Raw genomic sequence first — 22,328 nt, 5'->3', positions numbered from 1 at the left:
CTGGCCAGGGGCCGCGCGCCCCGACGAAGCTGCGTGATCCGGCCCCGTGATTAGGCCCCATCACCCGGCCCCATCACCCGGCCCCAACGGAAGGAGACCCGCGATGACGGGCGCCCCGGCCCCGACCGCCCCGACCGGATGGGCACCGCGCGTGCCCGGAGCCGAACGGCAGCACGCGGTGGCCCTCGACGACCTGACCACCGCCGGCACCCTGTCCCGCGGCCACACGGTCCTCGCCGACTGGGACGGACTCCACAGCGCGGACACCCCGCAGCCGGCCCGCCCGGTGCCGGGATGGCAGGTCGACGGCTGCTTCCCCTCCGCCACCCGGCTCAACCCGAACCACGGCTGGGACCACGACGCCCAGTTCGTCCTCCGGCTGCCCGCCGCCTGGAACGGCGGCCTGGTCGTCACCGCCGCACCCGGCATCCGCCGCCAGTACGCCGCCGACCGGCTGATCGCCGACCACGCCCTGGCCGAGGGCTACGCCTACGCCGCCACCGACAAGGGGAACTCCGGGCCCGACTTCTCTCTTGTTGGCAGCGAGCCGGGCGACGCCCTCGCCGAATGGACCGACCGCCTGCACGAACTCGCCCTCGCCGCCCGTGCCGCCGTCCGGCACCACTACGGCACCGAACCGGAGCGCACCTACGTCACCGGCATCTCCAACGGCGGCTACCTCACCCGGGTCCAGCTGGAGCGCTTCCCCGACCTCTACGACGGCGGCGTCGACTGGGAGGGCCCGCTCTGGCTCCCCGAGGGCCCCAACCTGCTCACCCACCTGCCCGCGGTGCTCGCCCACTACCCGGCCTACCGCGACGGCGCCGACCCGGACGCCCATGTCCGGCTGATCGAGGCAGGCCTGCCGCCCGGCTCGGAGTTCCTCTGGGACCTCCACCACCAGCTCTACTGGGACTTCACCCAACGCACCTACCGCGCCGTCTTCGACCCCCACTACCCGGGCCCCGACGCCGACTACCCTTACCCCACCCGTCCACCGGCCGTCCGCGAAGCCGTCGCCCGCGTCTCCCTCACCGGCGCGATCGGCAAACCCCTCCTCTCCCTCCACGGCACCCTGGACGCTCTCCTCCCCATCACCCTCCACTCCGACCGCTACACCCACCTCGTCGCCACCGCCGGCCGCGCCCACCTCCACCGCCAGTACCGCATCGAGGCCGGCAACCACGTCGACGGCTTCTGCGACACCTATCCCGACCGCCTCCGCCCCCTCCTCCCCTTCTACCGCACCGCCTTCAAAGCCCTCGAAGCCTGGGTCGACCACGCCACCCAGCCCCCCACCAACCGCACCGTCCCCTGGACCACGGACGTCGACCCCGCCGACATCGGCACCTGGTGACCGCCCTGAGCTGCTGACGCCCGCGCGTGGCGGTGGCCGCCGCACCGGATCGGGGTCCGGTGGGGCGGCCACAGGGCGTTGCGGGAGGGGGCTACTTCTGCCAGCCCACGGTTTCCGGGAGGGGGGTGGCGAAGATGGTGGCGCCGACGTTGGCGAGGCCGGTCTTGATGCCGTAGATGGAGGGGCCGCTGAAGAGGGGCAGGTAGCCGTACTGTTCGAGGGCCTTGCGTTCGACGGCGTTGGCCTGGATGGTCTGCTGGTCGGGGTCGGCGATGGCGGCGACGGCGTGGATCTCCTTGTCGAGGTCGGGGGAGCCGATGCTCACGATGTTGGAGCTGCTGTCGCTGCAGTAGAACTGGCACAGGTAGCGGGTGCCGAAGGGGTCGGGGGCGCGGTTGCCGACGAGGAAGATGTCGAAGCTGTGGTCGGTGAGGATCTTGCTGAAGTCGGCGGCGGTGGAGGTCTTGAGGTCGATCTGGATGCCGACCGGCTTGAGCATCTGGACGAGGGCGCCGGCGGTGGCCTTCTCCAGGGGGTCGTTGCCGCGCAGGGTGTAGGTGACGGTGAGCTTCTTGCCGTCCTTCTCGCGGATGCCGTCGCTGCCGGGCTTCCAACCGGCGGCGTCCAGGGTCTTCTTGGCGTCCTCCGGGTCGTGCTTGATGACGGCGCCGACGTTGTCGGAGTAGCCCTTCTGGAAGCTGAAGAGCAGCAGGGAGCCGGGCAGCGGCTCGCTGTAGTCGCCCAGGCCCTGGAACTGGATCTTGGCGATCTGGGCCCGGTCGACGCTCTCCAGGAGGGCCTTGCGGACCTGGATGTCCTGCAGGTTGGGGGACTTGGCGTTGAGGTAGAAGGAGTAGGCGAACGGGCTGCCGCCCTGGCGGATCCCGGTGCCCTGGACGCCGGAGAGCCGCTTCAGGCCCTCGGCGTCGCCGGCGGAGGTGTAGTCGATCTGGCCGTTCTTGAAGGCGTTGGCGGCGGCGTCCGACTCCAGGTTGACGTAGACGCGCTTGTCGAGCTTGCCCTTCTTGCCCCACCACTTGGGGTTGCGGACGAAGGTGAGGTCGCCGGTCTTGGCGTCGAAGGTCCCGACCGTGTACGGGCCGGCGCCCCACTCGGGGTGGACGGCCTTGACGTAGGCGTCGTTGTAGCCGGCGACGGTGGCGGCCTTGGGGTGCAGGAAGGTGGTGAACAGGCTGGACCACCAGGGGGCGGCGCCCTTGAACTCGATGACGGCCTGCTTGTCGTCCGTGCCGCGGGTGACCGAGGTGATGAGGCTGTAGCCCTCGGTGTCGGCCGCGTTGTACTCCTTGTCGGCGCCGCTGTTGGTCTGCCAGGTCGCCTTGACGGCCGTCCAGTCGATCGGGGTGCCGTCGTTGTAGGTGGCCGCCGGGTTGAGGGTGAGGACGACCCGCTGGTTGCCGTCGACGACCTCGGACTTGACGTCGCTGAGGTAGTCCGGGTTGTACTGCACCTCGCCGGTGGGGGAGTAGGTGATGACGTCCGGGTTGTACCAGAACCAGACGCGCTTGGCGGTGAGCGTGGCGTTGGCGTTGAAGGGATTGCCCTGGTCGTCGATGGTGCCCGCGCTGGTGTAGGTGCCGCCCTCCTTGACGTTGTCGTAGGGCTGCGGGTTGTAGTCGACCTTCGCCGAGGCCGCGGTGGCGGAGCTGCCCTGGCCGGGGGCCTTGCCGGCGTCCGGTGCGCCGGGGCCGGCGGAGCTGCAGGCCGAGAGGGCGAGGGCGAGGGCCGCGGTGAGGGCGGCTGCGGGGACGGCGATTCTCGATCGCATGGCGGAGTGGGTCCTCATTCCTTTGTGCGGTGGGGTGTTCAGCGGGCGTGGCAGGCGTGGCGGTGGTCGGAGCCGGGCGCGGCCGGGCCCAGGGCGGGCCGTTGCGTACGGCAGCGCTCGCGCAGCCCGTCGTCGGTGAGTCGCCGGTACAGCGGGCAGCGGTCGACGAAGACGCAGCCCTGCGGCAGGTCGGTGGCGCTCGGCTGCTCGCCGTCGAGGACGATCCGTTCGCGGGTGCGTTCGCGCCGCGGGTCGGGTACGGGGATCGCCGAGAGCAGGGCCTCGGTGTACGGGTGCCGGGGGTCCGTGAAGAGGGCTTCGGTGCTGCCGCTCTCGACGACGTGTCCGAGGTACATGACGGCGATGCGGTCGGCGAAGTGCCGCATCACGGCAAGGTCGTGGGCGACGACCAGGTACGCCAGGCCGAGCTCGCGCTTGAGCCGGGTGAGCAGGTTGACCACGCCGGCCTGCACGGAGACGTCCAGGGCGGAGACCGGCTCGTCCAGGACCACGATCCGGGGCCGGGTGGCCAGGGCGCGGGCGATGCCGACGCGTTGGCGCTGCCCGCCGGAGAGGGCGGCGGGGAAGCGTTCCGTCACCGAGGCGTCGAGGCCGACCAGGCCCAGGAGTTCGGCCACCCGGGCCCGGACCGCGGGCCGGTCGACGCCGACCGCCTGCAGCGGTTCGGCGAGCAGCTGGAACACCGTGAGGCGGGGATCGAGGGAGCCCATCGGGTCCTGCATGACGATCTGCACCGCGCCGCGCAGCTCCCGCAGCCGGTCGGCGGGGAGGGGCCCGGCGACGTCCGTCCCGGCGACCTCGATCCGGCCGCGCTCCGGCGGCCTGAGCCGCAGGACCTCCAGGAGCGTGGTGGTCTTGCCGCTGCCGGACTCGCCGACCAGGCCCAGGGTTTCGCCGGCCCGGAGGTCGAACTCGACGTCGCTGACGGCGTGCAGCGTGCCGGTGCGGCGCTTGAGGAACGCGCCCTTGGTGACGGGGAAGGTCTTCGCCAGGCCGGAGACCCGCAGGACCACTTCGCCGGTGGTTCCGGTGTCGACGGTGCTGCCGGCCGGCGCCGGGAAGAGCGCGTCCGCCCGCAGCCGTCCGTCGGCGATCTCCTCGGCGCGCAGGCAGGCGACCTGCCCGTGCCCGGCGACGGGGACCGCCTCGGGTTCCGCCGTGCGGCAGCGGTCGAGCACGGCGGGGCACCGGTCCGCGAAGGGGCACCCGGTGGGCAGCGCCACCAGGGACGGGGGTTCGCCGCCGATCGGTACCAGCGGGCGGTCCTGCGGGGCGTCGGGGCGGGGGACGGCGCCCAGCAGCCCGATGGTGTACGGCATGGTGGGGCGCCGGAACAGCGCGTCGACGCCCGCCCGTTCGACGATCCGCCCGGCGTACATCACGGCGACCTCGTCGGCGTACCCGGCGACGACGCCGAGGTCGTGGGTGATCAGCACGACGCCCGCGCCGGTCTCCGCCTGGGCCGTCCGCAGCACGTCCAGGATCTGGGCCTGGACGGTCACGTCGAGGGCGGTGGTGGGCTCGTCGGCCACGATGACCGAGGGCGCGTTCGCCATGGCCAGGGCGATGACCACGCGCTGGCGCATCCCGCCGGAGAACTCGTGCGGGAACGACCGTGCGCGGCGCCGGGGTTCGGGGATGCCGACCAGGTCGAGGAGCTCCACCGCGCGCTCCCACGCGGCCTGCTTGGACAGGCTCTGGTGCACGCGCAGCGCGTCGGACAGCAGCCGGCCGACCGAGAAGATCGGGGTGAGCGCGGACAGCGGGTCCTGGAAGACCATGCCGATCTCCCGGCCGCGCACCCGGGACAGCCGGGTGTCGTCCAGGCCGACCAGGTCGCGGCCGCCGAGCAGCACCTCGCCGGACATCCGGGCGGTCGGCGGCAGCAGGCCCATCACGCCCATCGCGGTCGCGGACTTGCCCGAGCCGGACTCGCCGACGATGCCCAGCGTCCGGCCGGGCAGCACGTCGAAGCTGACCCCGCGCACCGCCTCGACCGGTCCGGCCTCGGACGGGAAGGTGATCCGCAGGTCCCGTACGGACAGCACGGGGGCCGGCCCGCCGCCGGGCGCCGGGCGCTCGGGGGCCGGTGCGAGGGTGATGCTCATCGTGCGCCTCCCGAGGCGGCCGATACCGAGGTGGGGTCGAGCGCGTCGCGCAGCCCGTCGCCGACGAGCGTCATCGACACCGTGAGCAGGACGACGAGGCCGGCGGGGAACACGAACAGCCAGGGGGCGCTGGTGATGGTGCCGGAGCCGTCCGCGAGCATCGTCCCCAGCGACACGTCGGGGGTCTGCACGCCGAAGCCGAGGAACGACAGGGCCGTCTCGCTGAGCACGGTGGCGACGACGCCGAGGGTCAGGTTGACCACCAGCAGGGACCCGAGGTTGGGGATGATGTGCCGCACCACGATCCGCCACGGCCGCACGCCCATGAACTCGGCGGCCAGCACGTAGTCGCGCTCGCGCAGCGAGGTGGACAGCGACCAGACGACGCGGGCGGTGGTCATCCAGCCGAAGACGGTGAGCACGACGATCAGCACCCGCCAGTCGCCGGCGAGGCGGTGCGAGACCAGGGCGAGGATCAGGAACGACGGGACCACCAGCAGGAAGTGGATGACCGCGAGGGTCAGCTTCTCCACCCGGCCGCCCAGGTACGCGGCTCCCGCGCCGATCAGCGCGGCCAGCACGATGGTCAGCGCCGACACGCTGACCGCGATCACCAGCGAGCGCTGCAGACCGTGCACGGCCTGGGCGTAGACGTCGTTGCCGCCCTGGTTGGTGCCGAAGTAGTGGGCTGCGCCCGGGGGTTGGGTGAGCGCGGTGAAGTCCGCGTCGGTGGGCGCGTACGGCGAGAACAGGCCGCCGAAGGCGCTGAACAGGACCAGGAGGGCGAACAGCGCCACGCCGAGCAGGGCGCCGCGGTTGCGGGCGAAGCGGCGCAGGTACAGCCGGCCGCTGCCCGCGGCGGGCCGCGCCGCGGACGGGATCACGGATGTCGTCATGTCAGTTCACCCGCACCCGTGGGTCGAGGACGACGACGGCGATGTCCGCGAGGACGGCGCCGATGGCGGTCATGGCCGCGCCGAACGCCGCGACCGCGACGGCGCCGTGCACGTCGTTCTTGGCGATGGTCTGGGTGAAGTACTGGCCCATGCCGTTCCAGCCGAAGACGGTCTCGGTGACGACCGCGCCGGTGAACACGGCGGGGATGCCGAAGGCCAGGGAGGTGGCGGTGGGGATCAGCGAGGCGCGCAGCGCGTGGCGGCGGATCGCCTGGGCGCGGGTCAGCCCGGTGGCGCGCGCGGTGCGCACGTAGTCCGAGTCGATGGCGTCGAGCAGCAGGGTGCGCTGGGTCAGGTGGTAGCCCACGTAGCCCAGCAGGGTCAGGCTCAGCGTCGGCAGGATGAGGTGCTGCAGCCGGTCGGCCAGGGTGGGCAGCAGGCCCTCGACGGTCGGGGACTTCTCCCCGGCGACGTACAGGAAGCGCAGCCCGAGGCTCTGGTTGAGCCAGATCCCGACGAGGACCACGCCCAGCGCGGCGACGGCCGTGGGGACGTTGAACAGGAAGACCGAGACCAGCTGGGTGAACCGGTCCCACCAGCCGTACTGCCGGGACGCGGTGGACACGCTCAGCGCGACACCGAGGAGCACCGACAACAGCGTGGCGGCGGTGACCAGTTGGCCGCTGACCAGGACGCGGAAGCCGATCTCGTCGTTCACCGGGGCCCCGACCGGGGACTTGCCCCAGTCGAAGTGCAGCACCACGTCGCGGAGCCAGTGCCACCACCGGTCCACCAGCGGCACCCGCGGGTCCAGGTTGTACGGCGCCAGGGCCCGGTCGATCTCCGCCTCGGTGCGGATCGGGCGCGTGCCCAGGTAGTTGGACCTCGGGTCGAGGAACCAGGAGGCGAGGACGTACGTGGCGTTGGTGGCGACCACGATCATGGCCAGCCAGCCGACCGCCTTGCGCATCACGTGGCGGAGCACGGCCCCGCCTTCCCGCGCGCCGGTACGGCGGTCGCGGTACGCGGTGCGGCGCTCGGGGCCGTACCGGGCGCGGTGCGGGGGGCGGGTGGCGGTGGGCCGGTTCTGCGCATGCTCGACGTGGCTTTCTGCGGGATGGAAACGCGCGGCCGATCCCTCGGAATCGGAGGTGATCGCGGCCTGGTGTCGAGACATTCTGTGATCATGATCGGCGGCGAGGGAAGCATTCGCAGGCGCTTGTCATGCAATTGCAAAGCCTGCGTCACGGGCGTCCACAGTGTGCGCCGCTACGCCGGGAGCGCGCCGGGCGGTCCCCCCTCCCGGCGCGCTCCGCGTGACCTCGCGCCGGTCATCGTCCTCCGCCGGTCAGCAGGACGGCCTTGCCGCGGATCCGGCGCTCCCGCAGGTCGACCAGGGTCTCGGCGGTCCGCGCCCAGTCCTCGGTGCGGCCGATCTCCGGGTGCAGCCGGTCCTGCTCCACCAGGCTCACCAGTGCCGCGAGGTCGTCGCCGTACGGGGCTCCGGCGTAGTGGAAGTGCTGGATCGTCACGCGCTCGGGCCCGTTGAGCAGGTCGAAGAAGTCGAGGGTCGCGGGGGTGCGGCTCGCCTGGCCGAACCAGACGAGCAGGCCGCCCGGGCGCACCTTCGACAGGGCGACGGGCAGGTTCGGCCCGCCGGTGGACTCCAGCACGACGTCGAACGGCCCCTGGGCGGCCGCGACGTCGTGGACCACCCGGGCGCCCAGGGCCGCGAGCCGCGCGCCGCGCGCCGGCGTGGCCGTCACCGCGGTCAGCTCCGCGCCGGCCCCCACGGCCAGCTCGGTGACGTAGTGGCCGACGCCGCCCGAGGCGCCGGTCAGCAGCACCCGCCGGCCGGTCAGCGAGCCGGCCGTGCGCAGCAGCCGCAGGGCGGTGATCCCGGCCAGCGGCAGGGCCGCCGCCCGTACGCTGTCGACGCCGTCCGGGAGCACCGCGAGCGAGTGCGTGGGCACGGCGGCGTACTCGGCCCAGCCGCCCTGCGGCGGGTGCCCGACGACCCGGGTGCCGACGCCGGGGCCGGAGCCGTCCGCCGCCGCCTGGACGACCAGCCCGGCGATGTCCTTGCCCGGCAGCCACTGCGGCCGGGGGCGTTCGAGGAGGAAGGTCTCGCCCCGGTTGGGGGCGAACGCCTCGACCTTGATCAGGGCCTCGTCGGGCTCCGGGACGGGCTGGGAGGCGTCGGCGAAGGCGACGGGACGGGTGGGCTCCGCGGTGGGAATCAGTCTCTGCATGGGGACCATGCAACCGCCGCGGCCGCCCGGCGATCCAACAACGAACGAGCGAGGCCGACAGCCGTCGGTTGTCGCCTACGCTGGGGGCCATGGATCTCGACGTGGCGCAGGTGCGGGCCTTCGTGCGCACCGCCGAGGAACTGCACTTCGGCCGGGCGGCCGCCGCGCTCGGCATCTCGCAGCAGGCGCTGTCCAAGCGGATCGCGCGGCTGGAGTCCCTGCTCGGCGCCGAGCTCCTGCACCGCGGCGGCAACGGGGTGCGCCTCACCGAGGCCGGGCGGCGTTTCCTGCCGCCCGCCCGGCAGGCCGTGGCCGCCGCCGACGCCGCGGTCGCGGCGGTGTCCGGGACGGACCGTCCGCTGCGCGTGGACGTCTGGGGGCACCTCTACGCGCCGCTGCGCACCCTGGCCCAAGTCGCCGGACGGGCCGGGGAACTGGCCCTGGGGCACGGGCGCGACCTGCCCTCGGCGACGGCCGCGCTGCTGCACGGCGACATCGACGCGGCCTTCGGCCGGGTCCACCCGCCGCTGCCCGCCGGGCTCGCCCACCGCCTCGTCCGGCTCGAACCGGTGGACGCCGTGCTGAGCACCGACCACCCGCTCGCGGCCGAACCGGCCCTGCGGCCGGACCAGTTGAGCGACAGCACGCTCCTGGCGCCCGGCGCGCTGGACCGGCTCGACTTCCTGCGGCGGTTCGCCGACCGGTTCGGCGTCCGGCGCACGGCCACCGGCGTCAACCTGGGCCTCGCCCACTTCCTGGCCGAAGTGGCGGGCGAGCCAAGGGCGTTCGCGCTGGTGCCCGCCGACGTGCCGCTGCCGGACGTGCCGGGGCTGCGCTCCGTCCCGCTGGTCGACCCCACGCCGCTGTACGCCTGGTCGCTGCTGTGGTGCACCGGGAACGGGCACCCGGGGCTGAACGACCTCGCCGCCGCCTGCGCCGAGGAGGCCGGGCGCAGCCGCTGGCTGGAGTACGACCCCACCCGCGACTGGCTGCCCGAACCGCCCGCACTCCCGGCCGGACTCCCACCCGGACTCCCGCCCGCACACCGGGCCGACCGCCGGTAGGCCGTTGCCGGTAGGGCGGCCCGACCGGCGCCGGCTCACACCGCCGGGGCCGCGCCCTCCTCCAGCCCGCCGTCGGCCAGCCGGAGCCAGCGGTTCACCCCGATCTCGGCGAGGAAGCGCTCGTCGTGGCTGACCACCAGGAACGCGCCCCGGTAGGAGTTCAGCGCGCTCTCCAACTGGCCCGCGCTGACCAGGTCGAGGTTGTTGGTCGGCTCGTCGAGCAGCAGCAGCTGCGGCGCCGGTTCCGCGCACAGCACGCAGGCCAGGGTGGCGCGCAGCCGCTCCCCGCCGGACAGCACCCCGACCGGCAGGTGGGCGCGGGCGCCGCGGAACAGGAAGCGGGCGAGCAGGTTCATCCGCTCCGCCTCGGGCCGCTCGGGGGCGAAGGCGGCGAAGTTCTCCGCCACGGTGCGGTCGAGGTCCAGCAGGTCCAGGCGCTGGGAGAGGTACGCGATCCGACCGTCGCTGCGCCTGATCTCCCCGCCGTCCGGGGCGAGTTCGCCGGTGACCAGGCACAGCAGGGTGCTCTTCCCGGCGCCGTTGGGCCCGGTCAGCGCGATCCGCTCGGGGCCGCGGATGCTCAGGTCGACGCCGTGGTCGGCGAACACCGGCCGGCCGGCGTGGCGCACCTGCAGCCCCTCGCCGAGGAAGAGGTTGCGTCCGGCGGGCACCTGGGTGTCGGGCAGGTCCAGGGCGAGGCGCTGCTCCTCGCGCAGGGCTCGTCCGGCCTCGTCGAGCCGGGCCCTCGCCTCGCTGACCCGGGCCGCGTGCGTCTGCCCGGCCCGGCCGGCGGACTCCTGGGCGCCGCGCTTCATGGTTCCGGCGAAGATGCGGGGCAGGCCGGCGTTCTTGAGGTTGCGGGCGGCGTTGCTCTGGCGGCGCTCGGCGCGTTCGCGGGCCTGCTGCATCTCCCGCTTCTCGCGCTTGAGTTCCTGCTCGGCGTTGCGGACGTTCTTCTCGGCGACCTCCTGCTCGGCCCGGACGGCCTCCTGGTAGGCGGTGAAGTTGCCGCCGTGGAAGCGCAGTTCGCCGGCGTCGAGTTCGGCGATGGACTGCATGCGGTCCAGCAGCGCGCGGTCGTGGCTGACCAGCAGCAGGCAGCCGGTGAAGTCCGTCAGCACGTCGTAGAGCTGGTGCCGGGCGCGCGCGTCGAGGTTGTTGGTCGGCTCGTCGAGCAGCAACACGTCGGGGCGCTTGAGGAGTTGGGCGGCGAGGCCGAGGGAGACGATCTGGCCGCCGCTGAGCGTGCTCAGGCTGCGGTCCAGGGTCAGGCCGGTCAGGCCGAGCCGGTCGAGCTGGGCGCGGGTGCGCTCCTCGATGTCCCAGTCGTCGCCGATGGTGGTGAAGTGCCGCTCGTCGACGTCCCCGGATTCCACGGCGTCGATGGCGCGGATGATCCCGGCGACGTCGAGCACCTCGGCGACGGTGAGGTCGGCGCTCAGCGGCAGGCTCTGGCGCAGGTGCCCGAGCCTGCCGGTGACCGTCACCGAGCCGGTGGCGGGCCGGAGTTCGCCGGCGATCAGCTTGAGCAGGGTGCTCTTGCCGGAGCCGTTGGGGGCGACCAGGCCGGTGCGGCCGGCGGGAACGGTGAAGGACAGGTCGTGGAAGACCGGGGTGTCGTCGGGCCAGGCGAAGGAGACGTTCGAGCAGACGACGGCAGCGTCGGACATGGAGATGACCTCGAAGGAGAGCGAGGGCAGGAAGGCGGGCCTCTGCCCTGGGCGGGGACGGGAAAAGGGGTACGACGAAACGGACCACCTCGGCGGCGCTGCTGGAGCACCGGCCGGTGGCCGTCAGATCCGGATCTCACCCGGAGATGTCGTCGTCACCCGCCACGTCTGCCACTCCTCGATCACACGACTACAGGTCCCCTCGACTGTAGCAGCCCTCGCGCGCCGCTTCCGAAGCCGTGCGATCCGATGATCGACGTACAGTCAAATGACTGATGCGGAAGGAAGGTTCGGGACGAACGATGGAGGCCGGTCCCGCAACACCCTCACACGATTGGAAGGTGGTTCACATGTTCACTCCCAAGGCGGTGCTCCGCAGTTCGGCCGTCACGGCCGCCGTGGCCGCGGCCGTGCTGGGCCTCGGCGCCGGAGGGGCGCAGGCCGCCGGCTGGCCTCCGCTGCAGCCGGGCGCCTACCTCTACACGGGCACCGGCGGGAGCGGCGCGGTGACCACGGTCGACCTCAACGACTTCGGTACCTGCCACGCCCTGTCGACGCCCGCCCGGTCGGTCCAGGTCGCCAACGGCTCCGCCTCCGTGCAGCTCTACCCCGGCGCGGGCTGCACCGGCAGCTACTCGTGGCTCAGCGGCTCGCTCGCCCAGTCCAACCTGCCCTTCCCGGCCCAGAGCTACCGGGTCGTCCCGGCCTGACGCCACCCCCGACCGGGGGACACGGCCCGCGACGCGGACCCGCCGACCACCGGCGGGTCCGCGTCGCGGGCCGGTCGCACGACGCCGATGCGGACGGGGTGTTCGGGGTGTCCCGGTGGAGGAACACGTCCGGGCGCCCCCGGAGCGGGACTTCGCGTCCGGGGGCGCCGGAGGGGCGGACGGTCAGATGACCGTCTCGGCCTCCTGGTAGCGCTCCTGCGGGACGGTCTTCAGCTCGGCGACCGCCTCGGCCAGCGGGACCAGGTTGATGTTGGTGCCCTGCAGCGCGGTGATGTGCCCGAAGGCGCCCTTGTGGACGGCCTCGACGGCGTGCCAGCCGAAGCGGGTGGCGAGCACCCGGTCGTAGGCGGTCGGGGTGCCGCCGCGCTGGGTGTGGCCGAGGATCACCGGGCGGGCCTCCTTGCCGAGGCGGTGCTCCAGCTCGCGGGAGAGCTGGGTGGCGATGCCGGTGAACCGCTCGTGGCCGTAGATGTCCTTGCTGCCCTCCTCCCAGTGCATGGTGCCGGGCTCGGGCTTGGCGCCTTCGGCGCAGACCACGATCGCGAACTTCTTCTGCCGGTCGAAGCGCTCGCGCACGACGTCGGTCAGCTTGTCGATGTGGAAGGGGCGCTCCGGGACGACGATGGCGTGCGCGCCGGCCGCCATGCCGGCGTTGAGCGCGATCCAGCCGGTGTGCCGGCCCATGACCTCGACGACCATGACCCGCTGGTGGGACTCGGCGGTGGTCTTCAGCCGGTCCAGTGCCTCGGTGGCGACCGAGACGGCGGTGTCGAAGCCGAAGGTGACGTCGGTGGCGGCGATGTCGTTGTCGATGGTCTTCGGGACGCCGACGACGGGGAGCCCGGCGTCGCTCATCAGCTTGGCGGCCTTCAGGGTGCCCTCGCCGCCGATCGGGATGACGGCGTCGATGCCGAGGTCGGAGCAGTACTTCTTGGCCCGCTCGACCCCGTCCCGCAGGTGGCTGGGCTGCACCCGGGAGGACCCGAGGACGGTGCCGCCCTGGGCGAGGATGCCGCTCACCGAGTCGAGGGTCAGCGGGCGGTGGACGCCCTCCAGGAGACCTCGCCAGCCGTCCTGGAACCCGATGATCTCGTCGCCGTGGTCGACCACCCCCCGGTGCACCACGGAACGGATCACGGCGTTCAGTCCGGGGCAGTCACCGCCGCTGGTCAGCACTCCGATACGCATTAGCTTTGCAACTCCCGAGCAACCGAGGAACGGCCGGACTACAGGCTGGAACGACGAGCCGCCACCGTGGCGGGGCGCTCCCGCACCGCAGTGGCGGGGAGGTGGCCGCGAGGTGGAGGACCGGCCGAATCCGGACGGAACGCCCGAAAACGGCCGCGAAGTCGAGCATACGGCCCCTGGTCCGGCCGGGCAGGAGCCGACGCGGGAGCGGCGCCGTCGGCGCCCCCGCGTGGAAGTGCAGCCTGCTGCCGAGGAGGGTGTGCAGTAGGCAGCCCCATTGTCGTACGTCCGGGGCCGCCCGCGGGCCGGTTGCCCGCATTGCGGGCAACCGGTCGGGGCGTCGCGGAGTACTACGCGGGGCGCGTCGTGGCCGCGATGCGCTCGGCGCGCAGCGCGTCGTACCAGGTGGTGTCGGCCGGCGGCAGGGCGTTGACGTCCAGCGCCAGCTTGATCAGCATGTCGGCCACGGCGGGGTTGCGGGCCAGCACCGGGCCGTGCAGGTAGGTGCCGAAGACGGTGTCCCGCCAGGCGCCCTCGGTGCCGTCGCCGGTGCCGTTGCCCCGGCCGACGCCGACCGTGGCGAACGGGCGGACGCCCTGGCCGAGCTGGGTGACGCCCTGGTGGTTCTCGAAACCGGTCAGCTGCGGCAGGCCGAGCTGCGGGTCGACGTCGGCCAGCACGTCGCCGACGCAGCGGGCGCCCTCGCCGCGCCGGGTCCAGACGTCGAGCAGGCCCAGGCCCGGCTCGCGCTCGCCGAGGTCGTTGATGAACTCGTGGCCCATGATCTGGAAGCCGGCGCAGACGCCGAAGATGATCGCGCCGTTCTCGGCGGCCCGGACCAGGCCGCTGTCGGCGCGCAGCCGCTCGGCGGCCAGCCGCTGCGGGCGGTCCTCGCCGCCGCCGATCAGGTAGATGTCCCCGCTGGTGGGGATCGCCTGGTCGGAGCGGACGTCGATCCGGGTCACGTTGAGGTGGCGCTGGCGGGCCCGGCGCTCCACGACCAGGGCGTTGCCGCGGTCGCCGTAGGTGCTGAGCAGGTCGGGGTAGACCCAGACCACGCGCAGGCTGCTCTCACTCATCCTCGAAGGCCTTCCATCACGAAAAGTTGGGCGTTCGGGCGCGGCATCAGCCGGCCACGACCTTCCGCAGCTGCTGGAAGGCGGTGTAGTTGGCGATGGCCTCGATCCGGCCGGGCGGGGCCATCCGGACGGCCTGCTCCAGCGAGTCCACGACGTGGAACTGCAGCCCGGCGACCTCCAGGCGCACGGCCAGGTCGAGCTTGCGCTGGCCCATCACGAACACCGGGTGCCCGGCGAGGCGCTCGTAGTCGACGTCCCACAGCCAGGAGGTGTCGGTGCCGTCGGCGTCGAGCGCGTTGACGGACAGGATGACCGGGGCCGGCGGGCCGTCGATCAGCGAGAACGTCTCCAGCCAGCCGGCCGGGTTCTTGGCCAGCAGCAGCCGGATGTCCCGGCCCTGGTACTGGACGACGTCGTAGCGGCCGGCCACGGCGGCCACCGACTGCATCCGCTCCAGCGCGACCTGCGGGGCGACGCCGAAGACGGCGGCGACGGCGGCCGAGGTGGTGGCGTTGGCCAGGTTGGCCCGGCCGGGCAGCTGCAGCTGGATCGGCCAGGCGCCGCGCTGCGGGTCGATCACGTGGGTGCCCTGGAGCGCCCAGTGCGGGTTGGGGCGCCGGAAGCCGCAGTCCTGGCAGAACCAGTCGTCGCCGGGGCGCTGCATCACGCCGCCGCAGGCGGGGCAGGACCAGGCGTCCTCCTTCCAGGCCTGTCCGGCGGCCACCCAGACCACCTTCTTGCAGGAGGAGGCGGCCCAGGTCACCAGCGGGTCGTCGGCGTTGGCGATGACCACGGCCTCGGTGTCCTGCAGGCCCTCGCGCCACTTCTCGGCCATCATCCGGGTCTCGGCGGCGCGGTCGAGCTGGTCGCGGGAGAGGTTGAGCAGGGCGATCGCCTTGGGGCGGGTGTCGCGGGCGACCGTCGCCAGGTACTTCTCGTCGACCTCGATGACGCCGAAGCGGGCGTCGGTGCCGCCCGCCAGGGCGGAGGTGATGCCGGCCGGCATGTTGGCGCCGAGGGCGTTGGAGACCACCGGGCCGGCGGCGCGCAGCGCCTCGGCGATCAGGCGGGTGGTGGTGGTCTTGCCGTTGGTCGCGCTGACCAGGACGACGTCCAGGTGGTCGGCGAGGGTGGCGAGCAGGTCGGGGTCGAGCTTGAGGGCGACCTTGCCGCCGATCACCGAGCCGCTTCCGCGCCCGGCCTTGCGGGACACCGCGGCGGCGACCCGCCCGGCCGTGACCGCGATCTTCGCGCGGGCCGGCAGCGAGGCGTCGCGTGCGCCTGTGGGCTCCGATTCGGTGCCTGCCATGCTCAGTGGTTCCTCCTTGCTGCGGCACCGCCCGGGGCCGGACAACGGGCCGGCGGGCGGCGGGGACGGGATCAGCCTACCGACTCCGTCGCCCGGCTCCACGATCCGGACCCCACGCCGCCTGCTGCGACGCGGTCGGCGGGGCTGCTGACGGGCCGTCGAGGAGGGCGGTGTACGGACGGGCCGGTCACGGTCGAGGACGCCGTGGGGCCGCCCGGGGTTCCCGCTCGCGCCGGGTCGGCGCGCCCGCCGGCGCCGCGGGAGGGCGCCGGGCGGCGACGGGACGACGGTACGATCAGCGGCCGGTCCGACCGGCGGGGGCGGCCGGCTCCTCCTCCGCCGCCAGCGTGGCGGTGATCACCAGGGTGCCGCCGTCCGCGCGGATGTCCAGCGGCGCGGCGAGCCGGCGCATCGCGGCGATCAGCCCGGCGTTGCCCGCGTGCGTGACGGCGTAGACCGTGCCGATCCCGGCGGCCAGGGCCGTCGCGGCGAGCCGGCGCAGCAGCAGCGTCCCCAGCCCGTGCCGCTGCCAGGCGTCCTCGACCAGGACGGCCAGTTCGGCCTCGCCGTCGTCCCACATCAGGTGCCCGAGCGCGACGATCCGCCCGTCCGGGGCCGTCACGGCGAGGCTGCGGCCGTGCCGGGCGTCCAGCAGGTGGTCCAGGTAGCGGCCGGCGTCGCGGACCGGGCCGTGGTAGCGCAGCCGCAGCGAGGCGGGGGAGCAGCGCTCGTGCATCGCCAGCGCGGCCGTCCGGTCGCCGGGACCGGCCGGGCGGACCAGGAGCTCGGTCCCATCCGCCAGGGACAACCGGGACGGGCCCGGCGGCGACGGCAGGGACGGCAGGGACGGCAGGGGCGCCGGTGACGGCAGTGACCGCAGCGGGGGCAGCGCCGCCGGTGCCGGCGCCGGGTGCCGGTCGACCGGCGGGTGCGGGCGGGCGAGGCGGAACGGGCCGCCGGTGAGCGCGGGCAGCCGGGCGGCCCGGCCCTCGGGCGACGCACACCTGCGGTCGGACCTGCGGAAGGGCCGGTGCCAGAACCGTTCGAGGCGAGTGCGTGATGCCGTCATGCCGCTGACGCTACCGAGACCGCGCTTCCGCCCGGTTACGTGATCGTGAACGCACGAATGCCTGGGCCCCTGAGACGCCTGGGACTCCTGGGGCGTGTGGGGGCGCGACCGGAAGCGCGCCGAGGCCGGGCGGGCCCGGCGGCATGATCGGGAACGCGCCAAGGCTCGGGACAAACCGGCCAGAGGTTCAGACCTGCATCCCTTGTGACTGGGACAACGGGCGGGCGACGGTGGAGCCTGATCGCGGCGTGCCCCAATCGGAGCGCCTTGTCAACTCTCCGTCCAGCAAAGGTTTTCCCATGTTGTTCACCCCGTCCACCCCTCGTACCGACACCCCTGCCGTCCCGCACGCCCGCCGGGCACCGGCCGGCAGCGCGCTCACCGATCTGCTCGACCGTCAGGTCCGCGTCCGGTCCGCCTCCCCGGCCGTGGTCGGGGACGGGCGCGAGCTGTCCTACCTGGAGCTGTCCGACGAGGCCCGCCGGCTCGCCGCGCGGCTGCGCGAACTGGGCGCCGGGCCGGACGGCTGCGTCGGCCTCTTCGCCGAGCCGTCGACGGACCTGGTCGCCGGGGCCTGGGGCATCCTGTACGCCGGGGCCGGCTACCTGCCGCTGGCGCCCGAGTACCCCGAGGACCGGCTGCGCTTCATGCTGGAGGACAGCGGCACCCGCGTCGTCCTCACCCAGGAGCACCTGCGGGAGCGGCTGACCGCGCTGGCCCCGCGCGGCACCGCGGTCCTCACCGTCGAGGAGGCGCGGGCCGGCCGGGCCCGGGTCGAGGGCGAGGGCCCGCAGCCGGAGGAACTGGCCTACGTGATCTACACCTCGGGCAGCACCGGCCGCCCGAAGGGCGTCATGATCGAGCACCGCTCGGTGGTCTCCCAGCTGCGCTGGCTGCTCGGCGCCGGCCACCTCGACCCCGAGGCGACCGTGCTGCAGAAGACCCCGATGAGCTTCGACGCCGCCCAGTGGGAGATCCTGGCCCCGGCCGTCGGCGCCCGCGTGGTGGCCGGCGCGCCCGGCCTGCACCGGGACCCGGAGGCCCTGGTGGCCGCCGTCCAGCGGCACGGCGTGACCACGCTGCAGTGCGTGCCGACCCTGCTGCGGGCCCTGCTGGACACCGAGGGCTTCACCGAGTGCACCGGCCTGACCAGGGTGTTCGCCGGCGGCGAGGCGCTGTCCCGGCGGCTCGCCCACGACCTGGGCCGCGCGCTGCCCGGCGCCGCGCTGGTCAACCTGTACGGCCCGACCGAGTGCACCATCAACGCCACCGCGCAGCTCGTCGACCAGGCCGACCTCGGCGACGGCAGCGGCTCGGTGCCGATCGGGCGCCCGGTGGACAACACCCAGTGCTACATCCTGGACGAGAAGCTGGCGCCGGTCGGCCTCGGCAGCGTCGGCGAGCTCTTCATCGGCGGCGTCCAGCTGGCCCGCGGCTACCTCAACCGGCCCGAGCTGACCGCCCAGCGCTTCGTGCCCTCCCCGTTCGCGCCCGCCGAGCGGCTGTACAGCACCGGCGACCTCGCGCAGTGGAACCCGGACGGCACCCTCCAGTTCGCCGGGCGGGTCGACAACCAGGTCAAGCTGCGCGGCCACCGGGTCGAACTGGACGAGATCGCCCGCGCGATCGAGGAGCACACCTGGGTGCGCCGCTCCGCCGCCGTCGTCACCGCCGACGAGCGCACCGGGCACCAGAACCTGGTCGCCTGCGTCGAGCTCAACCCCCGCGAGGCCGCCCTGATGGACCAGGGCGTGCACGGCGGCCACCACCAGTCCAAGGCCAGCCGGCTGCAGGTCCGCGCCCAGCTCTCCGACCCGGGCCTGCGCGACCCCGCCCGGCTCGCCGGGCGCGAGCGGATCGACCTGCCCGGCCGCCGGGAGACCGAGAACCAGCGCCGCGCGGTCTTCGCCCGCAAGACCTACCGCTTCTACGAGGGCGGCCCGGTCACCCGGGACGACCTGCTCGCGCTGCTCGCCCCCCGCCCGGCCGGCGCCTTCGGCCGCGACCTCGCCCTGCTGAGCCTGCCCGAACTCGGCCGCATCCTGCGGTGGTTCGGCCAGTTCCACAGCACCGAGCGGCTGCTGCCCAAGTACGCCTACGCCTCGCCCGGCGCGCTGTACGCGACCCAGCTGTACCTGGAGACCGGCGGCCTGGACGGGCTCGCGGCCGGCGTGTACTACTACCACCCGGTCGACCACGCCCTGATCCGCACCGCGGACGCGCCGACCCGCCCGCAGCCGTACCTGACCCTGCACTTCGCCGGGAAGACCGCCGCCATCGAGCCGGTCTACAAGAACAACATCCGCGAGGTGCTGGAGTTCGAGACCGGCCACATGCTCGGCGTCTTCGAGGAGGTGCTGCCCGAGTACGGGCTGGCCGTGCGGCCGCTCGGCCTCGACCCGGCCGCCCGGGAGCGCCTGGACGTCGCCGAGGAGGACCACTACCTGGGCGCCTTCGAGATCGGCCGCGGCGGCGGCGAGCGGCGCGGCATACCCGTCGAGCTGTACCTGCAGGCCCACGAGGGCCGGATCGACGGCCTGCCGGGCGGCTTCTACCGGTACGCGGACGGCGAGTTGACACACCTCGCGGACGAGGTCGTCGAAGCCCGGCACGTGATCGCGATCAACCAGGCGGTGTACGCCCGGGCCTCCTTCGGCGTCACCGCGGTCGGCCGGGCCGGCGCGGGCGAGGAGTGGCTGGAGTACATCGCGCTCGGCACCCAGGCGCACCGCCTCCAGCGCAACGGCCTGGGCCTGGGCTTCATGTCCTCCGGCTACAGCTCCAAGACCGGCCACCCGCTGCCCGCCGCGCGCCGCGTCGACGCGATCCTGGAGTCGGCCGGCCTGGCCGCCGGCCCCTCGTACTTCTTCCTCGGCGGGAAGGTCAGCGAGGACCAGATCCGCGGCGAGGACATGCGCGAGGACGCCGTCCACATGAAGGGCCCGGCCGAGATCATCAAGGACGAACTGGCCACCCTGCTGCCGGACTACATGCTGCCCAACCGGGTGCTGGTCCTCGACGCGCTGCCGCTGACCGCCAACGGCAAGGTCGACCTCAGGACGCTCGCCGCCTCCGACACGGTGCGCACCGCCGACGTGCGCGGCGAGTACGTCGCCCCGAGCAGCGAGGTGGAGCGCCGGCTGGCCGGGTTCTGGGGGCGGGCGCTGAACTACGAGGATGCCTCGCTCACCGACGAGTTCTTCTCGGTCGGCGGCAACTCGCTGATCGCCGTCGCCCTGGTCAACCGGATCAACCGCGAGCTCGGCACCACGCTGCCGCTCCAGGTGCTGTTCGAGTGCCCGCGGCTGGGCGAACTGGCCGCCCGGGTCGAGCGGGACCTGAACGGCGCCGCGGGCACCGTCTCCCGGCTCGTCCCGCTCAACCCGGACCAGCGGGGGCCGGGCGACACCAGGAGTCCGGTGTTCTGCTGGCCGGGGCTCGGCGGCTACCCGATGAACCTGCGGGTGCTCGGCCGCGAGGCCGGCGCGGGCCGCGCCTTCTACGGCGTCCAGTCGCACGGCATCAACGCCGGCGAGACCCCGTACGCCACCATCCGCGAGATGGCCGCCGCCGACATCGCCGAACTGCGGCGGGTGCAGCCCGAGGGCCCGTACACGCTGTGGGGCTACTCCTTCGGCGCCCGGGTCGCCTTCGAAGCGGCCTGGCAGCTGGAGCAGGCCGGCCAGCGGGTGGAGAACCTGCTGCTGATCTGCCCGGGCAACCCGAAGGTCCGCGCCCGCGAGGGCGAGCGGTGGGGCCGGGAGTCCTCGTACGCCAACCCGGCGTACCTGTCCATCCTGTTCTCGGTGTTCGCCGGCACGATCAGCGGCCCCGACCGGGAGCGCTGCCTGGCCGAGGCGGCGGACGAGGACGGCTTCGTCCGGTTCGTCCACCGGATGCTGCCGGAACTGGACGAGGAACTGATCCGGCGGATCACCCGGATCGTCGGCGAGACCTACGAGTTCGACTACAGCTTCCGCGAGCTCGCCGAGCGGCGGCTGGACGCGCCGGTCACCGTCTTCAAGGCCGCCGGCGACGACTACTCCTTCATCGAGGGCAGCAGCGGCTACAGCGCCGCCCCGCCCACCGTGGTCGAACTCGCCGGCGACCACTACGCGGTGCTGAAGGAGCACGGCGTGCTCGAACTCGCCGCCGCGATCGGCGCCGTGGAACGCGAGGCCGCCGGGCGCTGACCCGACACGCCCTCGGACGGCGCAGCGTCCGCACACGAGGGAGCCCCTTCGGATAGGGATGGCTCGGCTCACCGCCGATCCGACTCTCCGAAGGGGCTCCCCGATGACCGCTCTGAAGTCCGCGCTGACCACCGCCTGCTGCGCCCTGCTGCTGGCAGCGCCGCTCGCCCTCGCCCAGCCGGCCGCCGCCGACAGCAACAACCACGGGCCGAAGAACGCCCAGGAGGCCGCCGCCTGCCGGACGGTGGTCGGCACGCTGCTCGGCGGCTTCGGCTCGATGCTCGCCAACTCGGCGTGCGTCGTGCAGCCGTCGAACGGCGGCTGAGCAGGGCCTCGGAAAAGGGGTGGACGGGTCGTCGGCGAACTGACGTACCCTGAGCGCCGCCGTTCGTGCACGCGTTCGGCCCCGTTCGCCCCTTTTCCCGCCGGCCCGCTGGATGGACTGACGACATGACCGAGACCGACCGCACCGACCCGGGCGAGCAGCCGACCGGCCTGCAGGCGATCTGGGCGAACACCACCCGGCCCGTGGCGCCGCTGCCCTGGTACCGCCGGGTGTCGCGGAAGGTGATCGCGGCGGTCGTGGTGGTCGTGGGCCTGTTCACCGCCCTGACCGTGGCCGCCGTCACCGGGGCGGGCGCACCGCCGGCGCACCGGATCGCGCTGGCGGACCGGATCGGCGACCAGGTGCGGATGCCGGACGACAAGTGGGTCACCGCCGCCCGGAGCGACTTCCGGCCGGGGCTGACCGCGCTGAGCCCGTACCGGCAGCTGGAGGTGGTCGGCTACGGGACCGGCGGGTCGGGCGGGAGCACACTCCTGTTCGTCGGACTGACCGGGAGCTTCCCGGACGCCCGGATGGAGCTGGACAAGTACTTCGGCCACCCGACCGCGCCCGGCGTGTCGGGCGGGAACGTGACGGACCGCCAGGACTACCCGACCGGCTCGCTCGGTGGCGTGCTCCAGTGCGCGACGGTCCCCACCGACACCGGTTCCAGGACGGCGATCTGCGTGTGGGCGGACGGGACCACGGTCGGCTTCGTCGACGACCTGACGGGTGCGGTCCGGCCGCAGGACCTGGCCGAGCGCGCGCTGGAGATCCGCACCGCCGTCGAGGTCGAGGCCTGACGCCGGACCGCGTCAGGCGATCCGGGTGGGGGAGTCCGCCAGGGTGTGGCCGGTGGCGGTGAGGAGGCCGGCCAGGGCGCCGGGGGAGAGCGAGCGGGGGGTGCGCAGGAAGAGCTCCCCGGTGCCGGGGTGCAGCGACAGCAGGGTGATCTCGTGGTCGGCCAGGGCCGCGTGGGTGTGGGCGAGGGGCGCGGCGCGCACCCGCCAGAGCGTGGTCGGCGGCGGGGCGTGCGGCGACCACCAGGTGTGCAGCAGGGCGACGGCCACCAGGGCGACCGCCGAGGCGGCGAGGACCGCCGGGCCGTCCGGGCCCCGGGCGACGATCTTCGCCACCAGGTCGGCCGCGGTCACCGAGAGGAAGACGGCGGCGAGTTCGACGGCGTCGCGGCGCCAGTGGTGGGCTCGGCGCGAGGAAGGCTTCGAGTGCTCCATGCCCTCCACCCTGCCCGAACGGTGTTTCCCGACCGCGAACCG

The 22,328-nt window shown here is 73.7% G+C and carries 17 protein-coding genes; 6 read left to right on the top strand and 11 right to left on the bottom strand.

Features of this window, described 5'->3' with window-relative positions; all coding sequences use genetic code 11:
- The first annotated feature begins 103 nt into the window (after nucleotides 1-103).
- Nucleotides 104-1,357 (top strand): tannase/feruloyl esterase family alpha/beta hydrolase, encoded by a 1,254-nt coding sequence (locus VM95_RS07450; protein ID WP_045693255.1) that lies wholly within the window; start codon nucleotides 104-106, stop codon nucleotides 1,355-1,357.
- 91 nt (nucleotides 1,358-1,448) lie between these two features.
- Here VM95_RS07450 and VM95_RS07445 read toward each other — a convergent pair whose 3' ends face one another.
- From VM95_RS07445 to VM95_RS07425, 5 genes are all read right to left on the bottom strand, one after another.
- Entirely contained in the window at nucleotides 1,449-3,146 is a 1,698-nt protein-coding gene (locus VM95_RS07445; RefSeq protein ID WP_045693254.1) for an ABC transporter family substrate-binding protein, read from the bottom strand.
- A 38-nt stretch (nucleotides 3,147-3,184) separates the two neighbouring features.
- Nucleotides 3,185-5,275, bottom strand: coding sequence for a dipeptide ABC transporter ATP-binding protein (locus VM95_RS07440; RefSeq protein ID WP_107072875.1), 2,091 nt, complete (start codon nucleotides 5,273-5,275; stop codon nucleotides 3,185-3,187).
- Nucleotides 5,272-6,171 (bottom strand): ABC transporter permease, encoded by a 900-nt coding sequence (locus VM95_RS07435; RefSeq protein ID WP_045693253.1) that lies wholly within the window; start codon nucleotides 6,169-6,171, stop codon nucleotides 5,272-5,274. Before VM95_RS07435 ends, VM95_RS07440 begins: the two co-directional genes overlap by 4 nt.
- Nucleotide 6,172: 1 nt before the next feature.
- Complete coding sequence (locus VM95_RS07430; protein WP_045693252.1) at nucleotides 6,173-7,156, bottom strand: ABC transporter permease; 984 nt, start codon at nucleotides 7,154-7,156, stop codon at nucleotides 6,173-6,175.
- A gap of 346 nt (nucleotides 7,157-7,502) precedes the next feature.
- Complete coding sequence (locus VM95_RS07425; RefSeq protein ID WP_045693251.1) at nucleotides 7,503-8,423, bottom strand: zinc-binding dehydrogenase; 921 nt, start codon at nucleotides 8,421-8,423, stop codon at nucleotides 7,503-7,505.
- An 89-nt stretch (nucleotides 8,424-8,512) separates the two neighbouring features.
- Here VM95_RS07425 and VM95_RS07420 point away from each other — a divergent pair, with 89 nt between their 5' ends.
- On the top strand, nucleotides 8,513-9,487 hold the full coding sequence (locus tag VM95_RS07420) for a LysR family transcriptional regulator (RefSeq protein ID WP_045693250.1): 975 nt from the start codon (nucleotides 8,513-8,515) through the stop codon (nucleotides 9,485-9,487).
- Between the two features lie 35 nt (nucleotides 9,488-9,522).
- On the opposite strand, the gene abc-f is transcribed toward VM95_RS07420, so the two are convergent.
- Nucleotides 9,523-11,157 carry a ribosomal protection-like ABC-F family protein gene (gene abc-f / locus VM95_RS07415; protein WP_045693249.1) on the bottom strand — a complete coding sequence of 545 codons (1,635 nt, stop codon included), beginning with the start codon at nucleotides 11,155-11,157 and terminating at the stop codon, nucleotides 9,523-9,525.
- A 350-nt stretch (nucleotides 11,158-11,507) separates the two neighbouring features.
- On the opposite strand from abc-f, the gene VM95_RS07410 reads away from it, so the two are divergent.
- A complete protein-coding gene (locus VM95_RS07410; RefSeq protein ID WP_045693248.1) occupies nucleotides 11,508-11,867 on the top strand; it encodes a hypothetical protein in 360 nt (119 codons plus the stop codon).
- Between the two features lie 183 nt (nucleotides 11,868-12,050).
- On the opposite strand, the gene VM95_RS07405 is transcribed toward VM95_RS07410, so the two are convergent.
- From VM95_RS07405 to VM95_RS43600, 4 genes are all read right to left on the bottom strand, one after another.
- Nucleotides 12,051-13,076: a 6-phosphofructokinase gene (locus VM95_RS07405; protein ID WP_045693247.1), complete on the bottom strand. Its 1,026-nt coding sequence runs from the start codon at nucleotides 13,074-13,076 to the stop codon at nucleotides 12,051-12,053.
- A 350-nt stretch (nucleotides 13,077-13,426) separates the two neighbouring features.
- On the bottom strand, nucleotides 13,427-14,155 hold the full coding sequence (locus VM95_RS07400; protein ID WP_045693246.1) for a type 1 glutamine amidotransferase: 729 nt from the start codon (nucleotides 14,153-14,155) through the stop codon (nucleotides 13,427-13,429).
- A gap of 46 nt (nucleotides 14,156-14,201) precedes the next feature.
- On the bottom strand, nucleotides 14,202-15,464 hold the full coding sequence (locus tag VM95_RS07395) for a MurT ligase domain-containing protein (RefSeq protein WP_045693245.1): 1,263 nt from the start codon (nucleotides 15,462-15,464) through the stop codon (nucleotides 14,202-14,204).
- Between the two features lie 295 nt (nucleotides 15,465-15,759).
- The gene (locus VM95_RS43600; protein ID WP_052707186.1) at nucleotides 15,760-16,533 is read right to left on the bottom strand and encodes a GNAT family N-acetyltransferase; all 774 of its coding nucleotides are present in this window, start codon (nucleotides 16,531-16,533) and stop codon (nucleotides 15,760-15,762) included.
- 299 nt (nucleotides 16,534-16,832) lie between these two features.
- On the opposite strand from VM95_RS43600, the gene VM95_RS07385 reads away from it, so the two are divergent.
- From VM95_RS07385 to VM95_RS07375, 3 genes are all read left to right on the top strand, one after another.
- Entirely contained in the window at nucleotides 16,833-20,726 is a 3,894-nt protein-coding gene (locus VM95_RS07385) for an amino acid adenylation domain-containing protein (RefSeq protein ID WP_045693244.1), read from the top strand.
- A 103-nt stretch (nucleotides 20,727-20,829) separates the two neighbouring features.
- Nucleotides 20,830-21,051 (top strand): hypothetical protein, encoded by a 222-nt coding sequence (locus VM95_RS07380; protein ID WP_045693243.1) that lies wholly within the window; start codon nucleotides 20,830-20,832, stop codon nucleotides 21,049-21,051.
- A 125-nt stretch (nucleotides 21,052-21,176) separates the two neighbouring features.
- Entirely contained in the window at nucleotides 21,177-21,854 is a 678-nt protein-coding gene (locus VM95_RS07375; protein ID WP_045693242.1) for a hypothetical protein, read from the top strand.
- A 12-nt stretch (nucleotides 21,855-21,866) separates the two neighbouring features.
- On the opposite strand, the gene VM95_RS07370 is transcribed toward VM95_RS07375, so the two are convergent.
- Nucleotides 21,867-22,286, bottom strand: a complete 420-nt coding sequence (locus VM95_RS07370) for a hypothetical protein (protein ID WP_045693241.1) — start codon at nucleotides 22,284-22,286, stop codon at nucleotides 21,867-21,869.
- Nucleotides 22,287-22,328: the final 42 nt, after the last annotated feature.

This window comes from Streptomyces rubellomurinus (genome assembly GCF_000961885.1).
Taxonomy (GTDB): domain Bacteria; phylum Actinomycetota; class Actinomycetes; order Streptomycetales; family Streptomycetaceae; genus Kitasatospora; species Kitasatospora rubellomurina.
The sequence above is the reverse complement of the archived record's forward strand: the minus strand, read 5'-3'. Positions and strand labels throughout refer to the sequence as shown.